The sequence below is a fragment of the Pseudonocardia sp. HH130629-09 genome (genome assembly GCF_001294645.1).
In the GTDB taxonomy this organism is placed as follows: domain Bacteria; phylum Actinomycetota; class Actinomycetes; order Mycobacteriales; family Pseudonocardiaceae; genus Pseudonocardia.
In genome coordinates, this window is the sequence record NZ_CP011868.1 from 1,748,447 (window position 1) to 1,761,810 (window position 13,364).

General features: G+C 76.2%; 14 protein-coding genes. 7 read left to right on the plus strand and 7 right to left on the minus strand.

From position 1 onward, the window contains the following. Positions 1 to 27: 27 nt before the first annotated feature. A complete protein-coding gene (locus XF36_RS07925; RefSeq protein WP_060711482.1) occupies positions 28 to 405 on the plus strand; it encodes a hypothetical protein in 378 nt (125 codons plus the stop codon). Between the two features lie 22 nt (positions 406 to 427). On the opposite strand, the gene XF36_RS07930 is transcribed toward XF36_RS07925, so the two are convergent. The 3 genes from XF36_RS07930 to XF36_RS07940 form a co-directional block, all read right to left on the minus strand. After that, positions 428 to 1,894, minus strand: a complete 1,467-nt coding sequence (locus XF36_RS07930) for a DNA polymerase IV (protein ID WP_060714514.1) — start codon at positions 1,892 to 1,894, stop codon at positions 428 to 430. A gap of 46 nt (positions 1,895 to 1,940) precedes the next feature. Continuing rightward, positions 1,941 to 2,648, minus strand: coding sequence for a 4'-phosphopantetheinyl transferase family protein (locus tag XF36_RS07935; protein WP_226352169.1), 708 nt, complete (start codon positions 2,646 to 2,648; stop codon positions 1,941 to 1,943). A 120-nt stretch (positions 2,649 to 2,768) separates the two neighbouring features. Next, positions 2,769 to 3,101, minus strand: a complete 333-nt coding sequence (locus tag XF36_RS07940) for a hypothetical protein (RefSeq protein WP_060711484.1) — start codon at positions 3,099 to 3,101, stop codon at positions 2,769 to 2,771. A 258-nt stretch (positions 3,102 to 3,359) separates the two neighbouring features. Between XF36_RS07940 and XF36_RS07945 the strand changes: the two genes are divergently transcribed. Together XF36_RS07945 and XF36_RS07950 are read left to right on the plus strand one after the other, a co-directional pair. Then, positions 3,360 to 4,520: an NAD(P)/FAD-dependent oxidoreductase gene (locus tag XF36_RS07945; protein ID WP_060711485.1), complete on the plus strand. Its 1,161-nt coding sequence runs from the start codon at positions 3,360 to 3,362 to the stop codon at positions 4,518 to 4,520. 34 nt (positions 4,521 to 4,554) lie between these two features. Beyond that, a complete protein-coding gene (locus tag XF36_RS07950) occupies positions 4,555 to 5,763 on the plus strand; it encodes a cytochrome P450 family protein (RefSeq protein WP_060711486.1) in 1,209 nt (402 codons plus the stop codon). 72 nt (positions 5,764 to 5,835) lie between these two features. Here the strand turns inward: XF36_RS07950 and XF36_RS07955 are convergent, their stop codons facing one another. From XF36_RS07955 to XF36_RS07970, 4 genes are all read right to left on the minus strand, one after another. Next, a complete protein-coding gene (locus XF36_RS07955; RefSeq protein WP_060711487.1) occupies positions 5,836 to 6,462 on the minus strand; it encodes a 3-oxoacid CoA-transferase subunit B in 627 nt (208 codons plus the stop codon). Positions 6,463 to 6,464: 2 nt separating this feature from the next. Beyond that, on the minus strand, positions 6,465 to 7,208 hold the full coding sequence (locus XF36_RS07960; RefSeq protein WP_060711488.1) for a CoA transferase subunit A: 744 nt from the start codon (positions 7,206 to 7,208) through the stop codon (positions 6,465 to 6,467). Between the two features lie 198 nt (positions 7,209 to 7,406). Then, the gene (locus XF36_RS07965) at positions 7,407 to 8,324 is read right to left on the minus strand and encodes an MOSC domain-containing protein (protein ID WP_060711489.1); all 918 of its coding nucleotides are present in this window, start codon (positions 8,322 to 8,324) and stop codon (positions 7,407 to 7,409) included. Between the two features lie 68 nt (positions 8,325 to 8,392). Then, a complete protein-coding gene (locus XF36_RS07970; protein WP_238589175.1) occupies positions 8,393 to 9,106 on the minus strand; it encodes an HAD hydrolase-like protein in 714 nt (237 codons plus the stop codon). Between the two features lie 71 nt (positions 9,107 to 9,177). On the opposite strand from XF36_RS07970, the gene XF36_RS07975 reads away from it, so the two are divergent. The 4 genes from XF36_RS07975 (at position 9,178) to XF36_RS07990 (ending at position 13,337) form a co-directional block, all read left to right on the plus strand. Continuing rightward, positions 9,178 to 10,329 (plus strand): lyase family protein, encoded by a 1,152-nt coding sequence (locus tag XF36_RS07975; RefSeq protein ID WP_060711490.1) that lies wholly within the window; start codon positions 9,178 to 9,180, stop codon positions 10,327 to 10,329. Then, positions 10,326 to 11,111, plus strand: a complete 786-nt coding sequence (locus XF36_RS07980) for an IclR family transcriptional regulator domain-containing protein (protein ID WP_060711491.1) — start codon at positions 10,326 to 10,328, stop codon at positions 11,109 to 11,111. The genes XF36_RS07975 and XF36_RS07980 overlap by 4 nt, the downstream gene beginning before the upstream one ends. Before the next feature lie 67 nt (positions 11,112 to 11,178). After that, positions 11,179 to 12,315, plus strand: a complete 1,137-nt coding sequence (locus XF36_RS07985) for an LLM class flavin-dependent oxidoreductase (protein ID WP_064485392.1) — start codon at positions 11,179 to 11,181, stop codon at positions 12,313 to 12,315. Positions 12,316 to 12,443: 128 nt separating this feature from the next. Further along, on the plus strand, positions 12,444 to 13,337 hold the full coding sequence (locus XF36_RS07990) for a PaaI family thioesterase (protein ID WP_060711492.1): 894 nt from the start codon (positions 12,444 to 12,446) through the stop codon (positions 13,335 to 13,337). Positions 13,338 to 13,364: the final 27 nt, after the last annotated feature.

A 13,364-nucleotide genomic window follows, 5' to 3' on the forward strand; every position in this document is an offset into this window, starting at 1 on the left:
GGCGCGGACCCTCGAGGAGGACATGCGATGAGCCACGACCTGGTGGTGCTCGGTACCGATCCGTCAGGCGACGGCGCACCCCGCTCGGGTGCCCACGTCGCGGACCTGCTGGCCGACGCCGAAACCGTCTTCGCCTTCCCCCAGGCCGAGTCGACGGCCCTGTTCTACGCCGAGGCGTGGCGGGTCGAGCCGGTCACCCCGTGTGACGCCGTCGCCCGGATCGGGGCCTGGGCCGCCGCCGGTCCCGCCGGCCGCGCGGTGCTGCTGGTCGGGGGCGAGCCCGCGGCCGATGCCGCGCTCGGTGCGGTCCTCGACGGGCTGGTACGCACCGTCCCGGCGCTGCGGGCCCGGGTCGCCGAGGGCAGCCGCGTCGCGCCGCCGCACCGCAGCCCGCTGATCGGCTGAGCCCGCCGGCGGGGCGGCGCGCTCAGGCCCGCCAGCTGCCCAGCGGGTCGGCCCGGGTGAGGTCGGGCTCGGCGGCGTCGAGCGTGCGGGTGCGGCCGGGCCCGGTGTAGGCGGTCTCGAAGCGCACGGTGACCCGCCCGTGCCCGGCGCCCTGGACCCAGCCGTGGCCGTGCTCGGGGTGGGCGACGTCGTCGCCGGCGCGCCAGGGCCGGTCCGGGTCGGGTTCGCGGTCGGGGCGGCCCTGGCCGGGCACGTCGCCGGCCCCCGTGGTCGCGTCGGCCCCCGCGGTACCGCCGGCCCCCGCAGGACTGTCGGCCCCCGCGGTCGCGCCCGTCCTCGTCGTCGCGTCGGTGTCCGGTGGTGCGTCGAGCACGGCCACCCCCGCCGCGCCGGCCGGGGCGTCGGCCGCGGGCGGGGGGTCCAGGGCCGAGGCCGTCGTCCAACCGTTCTCCGAGGGCACCGCGTCGAACAGGGCCAGCGGCGGCTCGTCGCCGAAGCCGGAGACCGACACGCCCAGCAGCCGCACCCCGCCCTCGCCGACCGCGCCCTCGGCCAGCCGTCGCGCCACCGCGACCAGGGTCGCCAGGTCCCGGGTGCCGAACGGGGTCGTCTCCGACCGGGTGTGGGTGGTGAAGTCCCCGGTCCGTGCCTTCACGGTGACGGTGCGGGCGGTCCGACCGTCGGTGACCAGCCGTCGGTGCACGGCGACGCAGATCGACTCCACCGCGGTGTGCACCGCGCTCATCGCGGTCAGGTCGGCGTCGAAGGTCGTCTCCGCGCTGATCTGCTTTGCGGCACCGCGCGGGGCGACCGGACGGTCGTCGATGCCGCGGGCGAGACGGTGCAGCTCGGACCCGATCGCGCTGCCCAGCACCCCGGCGACCTCGCGGGCGTCCATCGCGGCGAGCTGCCCGATCGTCTCGATCCCGATCTTCCGCAGCGCCTCGCCGGAGACCGGACCGATGCCCCACAGCGACCGCACCGGCAGCGGGTCGAGCACGGCCGCCTGCTCGGTGTGGGCGATCACCCGCAGCCCGTCCGGCTTGGCCAGCTCGGAGGCGATCTTCGCGATCTGCTTGCCCGACCCGGCGCCCACCGAGGCGGGCAGCCCGGTGCGGTCGTGCACCGCGCCGCGCAGCCGGGTGCCCCACTCCCGCACCTGGTCGGGAGAGGCGCCCACGAGGTCGGGCGGCTCCACGAACGCCTCGTCCACCGACACCGGCTCCAGCACGGGGGAGAACTCGCCGAGGACGGCCATGACCTCCTCGGACAGCGCTTTGTACAGGGAGAACCGGGGCGGCAGGACCGTCGCGTGCGGGCAGCGCCGCCGCGCCTGGCCCATCGGCATCGCCGAGCGGGCCCCGAACACCCGGGCCTGGTAGCTCGCCCCCGCGACGACGCCGCGCGGTCCCGCGCCGCCGACGAGGACCGGACGGTCGGCCAGGGTGGGCCGGGTGAGCTGCTCGACGGAGGCGAAGAACGCGTCCATGTCGAGGTGCAGCACCCAGCGGTCGGCCGCCGCGGTCACTCCATCATCACCCGTGCATCGTGCCCCGGCGCACCGACAGGATCGCGTCGCCGTCGGCGACGGTGACGGCCGGGGCCACCGGTCCCGCCCCGGCGACGGCGCCCGGGTGGTCGTCGAGGCCGGTGGGGACGTCGGTGACCCACCAGCTCCCGGCGGTGCCGGTCCAGTCCAGCACCCGGGCCGGGCTGTGCGGCGGGGACAGGGTGATCGCGTCCATCGGGCTCGACAGGCCCTCGCCGGTGGCCTTGAGCAGCGCCTCCTTCCGGGTCCAGGTGACCAGGAAGCCGGTCCCGTCGGGCGTCCCCGCGGCGAGCTCGGCGGGGGACAGGGCGTGCCGGACCAGGCCGTCGAGGCCGGACAGGGGGCGGTGCGCCTCGACGTCGACGCCGACCGGCCCGGTCCCGACCGCGACACCGACCAGCGCGCCGGAGTGGGTGAGGGAGAAGCCGGGGTCGTCGCCGCGCCCGGCCAGGCGGGGCTTGCCGTGCGGCTCCCCGCAGCGGCAGGTCCGGTCGAGGACCAGCTCGGCGGGGTCGGCGTCGAGCCGCTCGGCGAGCACCAGCCGGGCCAGCGCGTGCGCGGCGAGGTAGCGGGCGCGGTCCTCGGGCCGTCGCAGCGCGACGAGCCGTTCGCGTTCGTGGGCGTCCAGCAGCGCGACGAGGTCGGCGCGGGCGCCGGGATCGGCCGGGGCGGCCCACCAGACGGTGACGGTCACGGCGTCCAGCCTCCCACGTCGCACCCCGGTCGGGGCGCGCCGCCGGGAGTGATCACGGACCGGGCACGCCGACGGTCGCCCGTCGGCGTCTCCGGTGCCCGGTCCGCGCTCCCCGTGCGGTCAGCCGCTGCGGCGGGCGGCGAAGTCCGTGCGGACGTGGGCCGGGCGGGCCTGCGGGGCCGGCCCCGCCGTGCGCGGTGCCGCCGGGCCGCCCGGCGAGCCGGACCTGCCGCGCTTGGCCGCACGGCGCTCGGCGCGGTTGGCGGGTGCGGCGGCGGTGGCTCCGCCGGGTGTCGCCCCGCCGGCCGTGTCGGGCCGGGTCGTGCCGGTCAGGGGACCGGGATCCGCGGGCCCGTCGGTCGGTCGGGCTGCGCTGTGGGCCGTGCTGTGGGCCGTGCTGTGGGCCGTGCTGTGGGCTGCGCTGTGGGCGGTGGTGTGGCGGGTCGTGGGCATACGACCTCCTCGGAACATCGGGTCGGACTCGGACCGGGTGAGAGGGGCTGGTGACGCGCGGGGACGCCGGAGGGGCCGCGCGAGGGCGGCGACGGTTCCGGGGCCCGGTGAGGACGTCACGGGCCGGCGACGGAGGGCGCGGGGATCGACCGCGCGGGTCGCTCAGAGGAACCGGATCAGCATGGCGGCGACGCTACGACGACGACCCCGACCGGTGCCACCGGTTTTCCCCGGCGCCGCCGCCCTATCGTCGCGGGCATGGGTGCGGCGGGGATGGGTACGGCGGGCACGGTGACGGCGGACGTGCTGGTGATCGGCGGCGGCATCGCGGGGGTGTCGGTCGCGTGGGAGCTGGCTGCGCACGCCCGGGTCGTGCTGACCGAGGCGGAGGACGACCTGCCGGTCCACTCCACCGCCCGCTCCGCGGCGACCTACATCCCCGGGCACGGCTCCGGTCCGTTCCGCGCGCTGATCGACGCCTCGGGCCCGCGGTTCGCCGCACTGCCCGCGCTGCTCGGCACACCACCGCTGCTGAGCCCGCGCCCGGTCCTGCACGTCGCCGACGACGACCTGGCCGCCGACCACCTCGCCACGACGGTGCGCGAGCAGCACGGCGAGCCCGGCGCCCCGGTCGCCCTGGACCCCGCGCAGGCCTGGCGACGCGTGCCGGTGCTGCGCCGTGCTCCGCGTGCGGCCGCGTGGACCGCCGGTGCCTGCGACGTGGACACCGCCGCCCTGCACGACGGCTACCGGCGCGGGCTGCGCGCCCGCGGCGGCACCGTGCTGCGCGGGGCCCGGGTGGCCGCGCTGGAGCGGGACGGCTCCGGCTGGACCGCCACGACGGCCGCCGGGCACCGGGTGCGGGCGGAGACGGTCGTCGACGCGGCCGGCGCCTGGGCCGACGCGGTGGCGGCACTCGCCGGCGTGCCCGGTGCCGGGCTGACCCCCTACCGGCGCACGATCGCGGCCTGCCCGGTCGCCGACCCGTCGGTGCTCACCGTCGACGGCGCCGTCCTGCCGATGGTCGTCGACGCCGCCGAGCGCTGGTACCTCAAGGCCGAGGCGGACACGGTGCTCGTCTCCCCGGCCGACGAGACCCCGGCCGAGCCGGGCGACGCCCGTCCCGACGAGCTCGACGTCGCCCTCGCCCTGGACCGGGTGGGTCCGGCTACCACGCTGGGGCTGCGGTCGGTCCGGACCGCATGGGCGGGGCTGCGGACCTTCGCCCCCGACCGTGCCCCCGTGCTGGGTGCGCGCCCGGAGCATCCCGGCTTCTTCTTCGTCGCGGGGCAGGGCGGGTCGGGCATCGAGTCCGCGCCGGCGCTGGCCGCGCTGGCCGCGTCGGTCGTCCTCGGCCGGCCGTCGCCGGCCGACATCGATCTCGACCCGGCTGCGTGCTCCGTCACACGATTGACGTAAGCGCTCGCTTACCACTGGCTGGCACGATGGACCCATGGCGCTGACCACCACCGGCACCGAGACGCACGACCTGTTCTCGGGCGACTTCTGGACCGACCCGCACCCCGCCTACGCGGCCCTGCGCACCGAGGAGCCGGTGCGGGAGCTCGCACTGCCGGACGGGAAGGTGTGGCTGATCAGCCGGTACGCCGACGTCCGCGCCGCGTTCGTCGACCCGCGGCTGAGCAAGGACTGGCGGTACACGCTGCCCGCCGGCCAGCGCGAGGGCCAGCCGGCCGCGCCGATCCCGATGATGATCCTGATGGACCCGCCGGACCACACCCGGCTGCGCAAGCTCGTCGGCCGCTCGTTCACCGTGCGGCGGATGAACGACCTGCAGCCCAGGGTCGAGGAGATCACCCAGGAGCTGCTCGACGCGTTGCCCGCCGAGGGCCCCGTCGACCTGATGCGCCAGTACGCGTTCCTCGTCCCGGTGCTGGTCATCTGCGAGCTGCTGGGTGTGCCCGCCGAGGACCGCGACAGGTTCTCCGCCTGGTCGTCGGTGCTGGTCGACGACTCCCCGCAGGAGGAGAAGTTCGCCGCGATGGGCAGCCTGAACGGCTACCTCTCCGAGCTGATCGAGCGCAGGCGCACCGAGCCCGACGACGCCCTGCTGTCCGGCCTGCTCGCCGTCAGCGACGCCGACGGCGACCGGCTGTCGTCCGAGGAACTCGTCGCGATGGCGACCCTGCTGCTCATCGCCGGGCACGAGACCACGGTCAACCTGATCGGCAACGGCGTGCTCGCCCTGCTGACCCACCCCGAGCAGCACGCCCGGCTGAAGGCCGACCCGTCGCTGATCAACTCGGCGGTGGAGGAGTTCCTGCGCTTCGAGTCCCCGGTCTCCAACGCCCCGATGCGCTTCGCCGGCGAGGACGTCGAGTACTCCGGGGTGACCATCCCCGCCGGGTCGACCGTGATGCTGGGGCTCGCCGCGGCCAACCGGGACCCGGAGTGGCTGGCGGACCCGGATCGCCTCGACATCACCCGGGACTCCTCGTCCGGGGTGTTCTTCGGGCACGGCATCCACTTCTGTCTGGGCGCGCAGCTGGCCCGCACCGAGGGGCGGGTGGCGATCGGCAAGCTCATCGCGCAGCGACCGGACCTGGCACTGGCTGTCGATCCCTCGGAGCTCGTCTACCGCGAGTCGACGCTGGTCCGGGGCCTGTCCCGGCTGCCGGTCACGCCGGGCGCGCCCGCCTGAGGGACGCGCCGCCGCCGGACGCGACCGAGGGGGCGCGCCCGGCGGGGCAGCCGTCGGTGCAACGGGGCGGGGTCAGCGCAGCGGAGCGCCGGTCTTCTCCCGTACCTCGTCGGCGGTGACGCCGGGCGCGGTCTCGACCAGTGCGAGCCCGTCCGGCGTCACGTCGATCACGGCCAGGTCGGTGACGATCTTCGTGACGCAGCCGAGGCCGGTGATCGGCAGCGAGCACCGCTCCACGATCTTGGGGGACCCGTCCTTGGAGACGTGGTCCATCATCACGATCACCGAGCGCGCGCCGTGGACGAGGTCCATCGCGCCGCCCATCCCCTTGATCATCTTGCCGGGGATCGCCCAGTTCGCGAGGTCACCGTTCGCGGCGACCTCCATCCCGCCCAGGACGGCCACGTCGAGCTTCCCGGCCCGGATCTGGCCGAAGCTCTCGGCGGAGCCGAAGAAGGCGGCACCGGCGGCGACGGTGACGGTCTCCTTGCCGGCGTTGATGAGGTCGGGGTCGACCTCGTCGTCGGTGGGGACGGGGCCGACGCCGAGGATCCCGTTCTCCGAGTGCAGCACGACCGTCCGGCCCTCGGGGATGTGCCCGGGGACCAGGGTCGGCATGCCGATGCCGAGGTTGACGTACGCGCCGTCGGGCAGCTCCGCCGCGACCCGGGCGGCCATCTCGTCACGGTTGAGGGCCATGGTCAACGCACCGTCCTGAACTCGACCGGCTTCTCGACGTCGGGGACGTGCAGCACGCGGTGCACGTGGATGCCGGGGGTGTGGACCTCGTCGGGGTCGATCTCCCCGGGCTCGACCAGGTGCTCGACCTGGGCGATCGTCGTCCGCCCGGCCGCGGCGCAGTCCGGGTTGAAGTTGCGCGCCGCGCGCCGGAACACCAGGTTGCCGTGCCGGTCGCCCTTCCAGGCGTGGACCAGCGCGAAGTCCGGGGTGAGGGCACGCTCGAGGACGTAGGTCACGTCGTCGAACTCGCGGGTCTCCTTGGCCGGGGACTCGACGGCGACCGAGCCGTCGGCCGCGTAGCGCCAGGGCAGCCCGCCCTCGGCGACCAGCGTCCCCACCCCGGCCGGGGTGTAGAACGCCGGGATGCCCGCGCCGCCGGCCCGCAGCCGCTCGGCGAGGGTGCCCTGGGGGGTCAGCTCCAGCTCCAGCTCGCCGGCGAGGTACTGGCGGGCGAACTCCTTGTTGTTGCCGACGTAGGAGCCGATCGTGCGCCGGATGCGCCCGGCGGCGAGCAGGGTGCCCAGGCCGAAGCCGTCGACGCCCAGGTTGTTCGAGATCGTCTCCAGGTCCGTCGCGCCCTGCTCCAGCAGCGCCGCGATCAGCACCGTCGGAACCCCGGACATGCCGAACCCGCCGACCGCGAGCGACGCCCCGTCGCCGATGTCGGCGACCGCCTCCGCGGCGGATGCCACCACCTTGTCCATCACGCACCTCCGTCGCCGACGACGGTACGCGGCGTACGACAGACGCACAAGCGTTCGCTCTGCGAACACCACCGGAGTGGTGTCCACGCGCCGAGATGCAGCTCAGCGGGGCCCGAGGGTGCCCCGTACCCCGCTGAGCTGCATCTCGGCGACCGTCGCCGTCGCGGCGCACCGTCGGTCGGGCGGGCGCGGCGTGGGTCAGGCCGGGGCGGGGGCGGTGTGCGGGTCGCCGACGGCGATCTCCCCGCCCGCGGCGACCTCGGCGTACACGCCGGCGCACGCCCAGACCCCGCCGATCTGCGGGATCTCGATGCGGTTGTGCTTCGCGATCGTGCGCAGGGTGTCCGGGTCGTCGGGCAGGTCGCCCTGGGGGAGCGTCGTCATGACGCACCGCATGGTGGCGAAGGAGAAAGAGAGCCGGACCTCCTCGCCGATCGTCGAGGTGCTACCCGGCCAGTCGTTCTCGACGAAGCCGTGGCCACCGTCGGAAGAGGAGTCGGCGCGGAGCACGATGTTCGGCCGGTAGCGCAGCGGGTCGAAGGTCGCCTCCGGCGCGAGCTCGCGGAGCCGGTCGAGGGTGGACTCGGTGAGCAGGTGCAGCGACGACAGGTCGAAGAACGTGCCCGGCGCCCCGAACGCGGAGATGTCGAACCGGCTGATGGCCTCGCCGGAGTCCTCGTGCCGGGTCGTCGTGGCCTCGATGAGCGCGCGCGGGGCGAGCTGCTGCGGGGTGAGGCCCTCGATGTCGGGCCACAGCTCCTCGAAGTGGCTGCCCTCCGGCGGGACCGAGACCAGCGACACGTCCCGCCCGAGCGCGGCCGACAGCGCGGTGTCCAGGCCCTCGTCGTCGCTGCGCAGGACCGAGCCGTCCGGGAAGGTGATCTCGACCGGCGGCAGCGGTTCCCCGGGCACCGGCTCGGCGACGAACCGGGCCGCGAAGTCGAGCAGCCCGAGCCAGCGCCTGGGCACCTTGGCGCTGGCGATGCTCCCGCTCTCGGTGTCGAGCACCGCGTAGGCGCGGTCGCCCAGCAGCCCCCGCCCGGTGACGGTGGCCCGGGTCAGGGACTCGCCGAGCATGGACTTGACCGGGTACCGGTACAGCGCGACGACCGTCATGTCCGGTGTATATCGGCCCGTCCGTGTCCCCGGCACGGGTCGGACGGAGGGGGCCGCCCGGCCGGGTCTCAGCTGAGGGGCTGCCGGCGAAGGCCCGCCGCGGATGCGCCGTCCCGCCCTGTCGGACCACCTGTTCGGCCCAGCAGGGCGACCCGGAGCTCGTCCGCGGAGTCGTAGACGGTGTCCGCGCCCGCCGCGATCAGCTCACCGGGCTCGGCGTAGCCCCAGCCCGCGCCGACGCAGCGCAGGCCGTGCTCGGCGGCGCCCTCGACGTCGTGCAGCCGGTCACCGACCATCAACGGCTCGTCGGCGCCGGACGGGTGCCCGAGCCGGCGCAGCGCCTCGGCGACCACGGCGCCCTTGGTCGGCCGGTCCGCGGTGCGGGTGTCGCCGACGATCTCGGTGAACAGGTCGGTCCAGCCGTGGTGGGCGATGATCCGGCGGGCCGGCGGCTCGGCCTTGCTGGTGGCCAGGGCCATCGTCACGCCGGCCGCGGACAGTGCGCGCAGCAGCTCCTCGACGCCGGGGTACGGAGTGCAGTCCAGGCAGCCGTCCTCGTCACCGTAGACCCGTCGGTACACCGGCAGCACCGCGGCGGCGCCCTCCTCGCCGAGGATCGGGGGCAGGCTGCGGTACAGCGGCGGGCCGAGCAGGTGGGTGCCGAGCGCGGACTCGGGGACGTCCAGGCCCACTTCGTCGATGGCGCGGCGCATCGAGCCGAGGATGCCGGGGGCGGAGTCGACGAGGGTGCCGTCGAGGTCGAGCAGGATGTGGGTCAACACGTCGGGCCATTCTGCCTGCCGGGCGCGCGGACGTCCTCCTCCCGGCGGTCGCAGGCCGTACGCTCGTACGCATGGCGAACACGTTGCTCGGGCCCCTGTCCGGTACCGACCGGGTCGACGGCCTGCTCGACGACGGCGCGTGGATCGCCGCCCTGCTGGAGGTCGAGCTGGCGCTGTCGGCCGTCGCCGCCGAGCAGGGCGCGGTCGCCGAGCACGACGCCGACGCGGTGGAACGCGCCGTCGCCGCCGTCGCGGGCCTCGACCCGCACACGCTGGCCGCCGAGTCGGTCGAGGGCGGCAACCCGGTCATCCCGCTGGTCAAACGGCTCAAGGCGGCCGCGGCGCGGATCCAGCCCGGCGCCGAGCGGGCGGTGCACCCGGGCGCGACCAGCCAGGACGTCATGGACACTGCGCTGATGCTGCTCACCCGTCGGGCCGGGCACCGCATCGTCACCGACCTCGCGGCCTGCGCCGACGCCGCGGCCGCGCTCGCCGCCGCCCACCGCGACACCTCGTGCGCGGCCCGCACCCTCGGCCAGCAGGCGTTGCCCACCACCTTCGGCCTGGTCGCCGCGACCTGGTGCACCGGGCTGGACCGGGCGCGCACCGGTCTCGACCGGATGCTCGACGCCCTGCCGGTCTCCTACGGCGGCGCCGCGGGCACCCTCGCGGCCGTCCACCCGCACGGCCCGGCCGTCGCCGACGCACTGGCCGCGCGGCTCGGGCTCGCCCCGCAGGGCGTGCCGTGGCACACCGAACGCAGCCGCATCGGCGAGCTCGCCGGGGCACTCGGCGTGGCTGCCGGGGCCTGTGCGAAGCCCGCGGGCGACGTGGTGCTGCTGTCCGCCACCGAGCTCGGCGAGGTGTCGGAGTCCGCGCCGGGGGACTCGTCGTCGATGCCGCACAAGCGCAACCCGGCCGCCGCCGTCACCGCCCGTGGCGCCGCGAAGCGCGCACCCGGCCTGGTCGCGACGCTGCTCGCGGGCGCCGAGCAGGAGTTCCAGCGCGCCGCCGGGGCCTGGCACGCGGAGTGGGAGACGCTCGTCGCGCTGCTGCGGGTCACCGCGGGTGCCGCGGCCCGGCTGCGGGTGAGCCTGGAGGGGCTGCAGGTGCACCCCGGGGCGATGGGCCGCAACCTCGCCCTCGCCGCGGGCGCCCAGGGCTCGGGCACCGGGCACGCCGTCGACCTGGTCGACACCGTCCTCGCCGGGCGGCCCGGGTGAGCGCCCCGCGCACCGAGCAGGTCCGCTCGCTGGCCCGCGGTCTGGCCGTCATCCGGTCCTTCGACGCGCAGCGCCCGCAGCAGACCCTCGCCGACGTCGCCCGTGCCACCGGGCTCACCCGCGCCGCGGCGCGCCGGTTCCTGCTCACCCTCGCCGAGGAGGGCTACGTCCGTACCGACGGCAGGCTGTTCGCGCTGACCCCGCGGGTGCTGGAGCTCGGCTGGTCCTACCTGTCCGCGATGGGGCTGCCCGAGATCGCCGCCCCGCACCTGGAACGGCTGGTCGCGACGGTGCGCGAGTCCGCGTCGGTGTCGGTGCTCGACGGCGACCCGCACACCGGCTACGACGTCGTCTACGTCGCCCGCGTCCCCACCTCGCGGATCATGACCGTCACGATCACGATCGGGACCCGCTTCCCCGCCTGGGCGACGTCGATGGGCCGGGTCCTGCTCGCCGCCCTCCCACCCGCCGACCTCGACACCCACCTCGCCGCGCTGGAGCCCGCGGCGCTGACCGCGCACACCGTCTCGACCCGGGAGCAGCTGCGCACCGAGCTGGACCGGGTCCGTGTGGACGGGTACTGCGTCGTCGACCAGGAGCTGGAGGCCGGGCTGCGCTCGGTCGCGGTGCCGGTGCACGACCGCGCGGGGCGGGTCGTCGCGGCCGCGAACGTCTCCACCCACGCCTCCCGCAACGACGCCGACGGCCTGCGCGCGGACATCCTGCCCGAGCTGCGCGCCTGCGCCGCCGCGATCGAGGCGGACCTGCGCGCTGCCGGGTAGCCGGGAACAGACCGCGTCCGCGACGGGTTGGCTCGGTCAGGAGCTGAACACGAGCGACGGAGGCACGGTGAGCGGACGTCTGCATCTGGCGGTCGAACTCGGAGCGGCGGGGCGCCACCCCGCCGCGTGGCGGCTCGGCGGCGCCGACCCGGCCCGGTTGTTCACCGCCCCGTACCACCTGGACCTGGTGCGCACCGCGGCGCGCGGCGGCCTCGACCTCGTCGCTCTGCCCGACTCGCTGCAGCCGCCCGGCGCCGACCCGGCCGCGCTGCCCGGCACCCTCGACGCCGTCGCCGTCGCCGCCCGGGTCGCGCCCGCCGTCCCCGGCATCGGGGTGGTGCCGACGGTGACCGTCACGCACACCGAGCCGTTCCACCTGTCCAAGGCCGTGGCCACCCTCGACTTCGTGTCCACCGGCCGGGCCGGGTGGCAGCCCGAGGTGTCGCGCACCCAGGCCGAGGCCGACCTGTTCGGCCGTGCACGCGCCGCCCGCGACGCGGCCTCGCTCTGGCAGGAGGCCGGCGAGGTGATCGAGGTCGCCGCGCGGCTGTGGGACTCCTGGGAGGACGACGCCGAGATCCGCGACGCCGCCACCGGGCGCTTCGTCGACCGCGACCGGCTCCACCACATCGACTTCACCGGCGAGTTCTTCTCGGTGGCCGGGCCGTCGATCACACCGCGCCCGCCGCAGGGGCAGCCGCTGACCGTGCTGCGCGGCGACGAGCCCGCCGCGCTGGCGACCGTCGGCCGCTACGCCGATGTCGTCCGGGTCGCGGCCGACACGGTCGCCGGTGCCGCCGAGGCCCGCGACCAGGTCCGGGTCGCCGTCGCCGGCGCCGGGCGCGACCCCGAGCAGGTCACCGTGCTGCTCGACGTCGAGACCCTGCTGGGCGACGACGCCCCCGCCCGGCTGCGTGAGCTCGACGCCCTCGCTCCGGCAGGCGCCGACACCGGTCCGGCCACGCTGCGCCACGTCGGCGACCCGGCCGAGCTCGCCGCCCTCCTGCGCGACGCCGCCGAGGAGCGTGCCGCCGACGGGTTCGTCCTGGTCCCGCTCGCGCTGCCGTCCGGGGTGGACGAGATCGTCGACGGCCTGCTCCCCGCGCTCGGTGACGCCTGGGCGCCCGCCCACTACGACGGCACGTTGCGGGACCGGTTCGGGCTCGCCCGCCCGGTGAGCCGGTACGCCCGTACGGCGGGCTGACCGGCGCGATCGCCGGGTGCGCGTCCTCACCGCGACCGGCGCGCCGTCAACGACGCGGCGGCGCTGCTCACCGCCGGGTACCGGGACCCGGAGCCGGGAGCACCCCCGGGGTGACGCACGATGGGATCATGACCGGTACGACGCAACCGCAGCAGACCAGGCCCGGACCGGGCTCCCGGGAGCGGCTGCGGCGCGCGCCGGTCGAGTCCGGCCTCGGGATGGTCCCCGACCCGTCGTCGACGCGGGAGCGCACGGTGGTGCGCGCCCCTCTGCACGACGGCGTCCGCACCGCCGACGGCCGGGTCCTCCCGGTGGTCCCGGCGCTCCTCGCGGACGCGGGCCTGGGCTACCTCGTGTTCTCCACCGCGCGCCTCGCTGCCGGCGCCCCCACCGTCGACCTGCGCCTGGACCTGGCCGGGATCCCCGCGCCGGACGCGCGGTGGCTGCGCGCCGAGCTGACCCTGCTGCACCTCGACGACGCCGTCGGTGTCGGCCGGGCCGAGATGCACGACGACACCGGGGTCGCCGTGGCGCACGTCGTCGCGACCTTCGCGCTGACCGGTGTCCCCGCGGGCCCCGGCGGGCTCGCGACCGCTCCCGCCCCGGGCCCCACCGCTCCCGACACCACCGATCCCTACGCCACCGCGCCCGGCACCGACGTGCGGGCCGCCCTGCCGCCGTTCGACGCCACCCGGCTGCGGCCGGAGAACCTCGAGCGCGACGCCGACGGCGATGTCGTGTTCACCCCCGGCCCCTCGACGACCAACCTCAACGGCACCACCCACGGCGCGGTCCTGTCCGGGCTCGCCGCCGCGGCCCAGTCCGCGCGCCCCGGTGCCGGCGACGCCCGGCCGCTGTCGACGACGGTGGAGTTCCTGCGGCCGGTGCAGGTCACCGACCGGCTTCGGACCCGCACCGTCGCGATCCGCGACGGCCGGCGCTTCCGCACCCTGAGTACGGAGCTGCTGCTGCCCGACGGGCGGACCGCGGTGCGCGCCGTCGGCACCGCGCTGCGTCGGTGATCGCCCGGACGGGTCATCGCTGTTAGC

Bases quoted from the DNA above. Each gene is read 5' to 3' on its own strand.
- XF36_RS07925 (WP_060711482.1), top strand. From the start codon at position 28: ATGAGCCACGACCTGGTGGTGCTCGGTACCGATCCGTCAGGCGACGGC.
- XF36_RS07945 (WP_060711485.1), top strand. From the start codon at position 3,360: ATGGGTGCGGCGGGGATGGGTACGGCGGGCACGGTGACGGCGGACGTG.
- XF36_RS07930 (WP_060714514.1), bottom strand. From the start codon at position 1,894: ATGGACGCGTTCTTCGCCTCCGTCGAGCAGCTCACCCGGCCCACCCTG.
- XF36_RS07965 (WP_060711489.1), bottom strand. From the start codon at position 8,324: ATGACGGTCGTCGCGCTGTACCGGTACCCGGTCAAGTCCATGCTCGGC.
- XF36_RS07990 (WP_060711492.1), top strand. From the start codon at position 12,444: ATGACCGGTACGACGCAACCGCAGCAGACCAGGCCCGGACCGGGCTCC.
- XF36_RS07955 (WP_060711487.1), bottom strand. From the start codon at position 6,462: ATGGCCCTCAACCGTGACGAGATGGCCGCCCGGGTCGCGGCGGAGCTG.
- XF36_RS07940 (WP_060711484.1), bottom strand. From the start codon at position 3,101: ATGCCCACGACCCGCCACACCACCGCCCACAGCGCAGCCCACAGCACG.
- XF36_RS07950 (WP_060711486.1), top strand. From the start codon at position 4,555: ATGGCGCTGACCACCACCGGCACCGAGACGCACGACCTGTTCTCGGGC.
- XF36_RS07975 (WP_060711490.1), top strand. From the start codon at position 9,178: ATGGCGAACACGTTGCTCGGGCCCCTGTCCGGTACCGACCGGGTCGAC.
- XF36_RS07960 (WP_060711488.1), bottom strand. From the start codon at position 7,208: ATGGACAAGGTGGTGGCATCCGCCGCGGAGGCGGTCGCCGACATCGGC.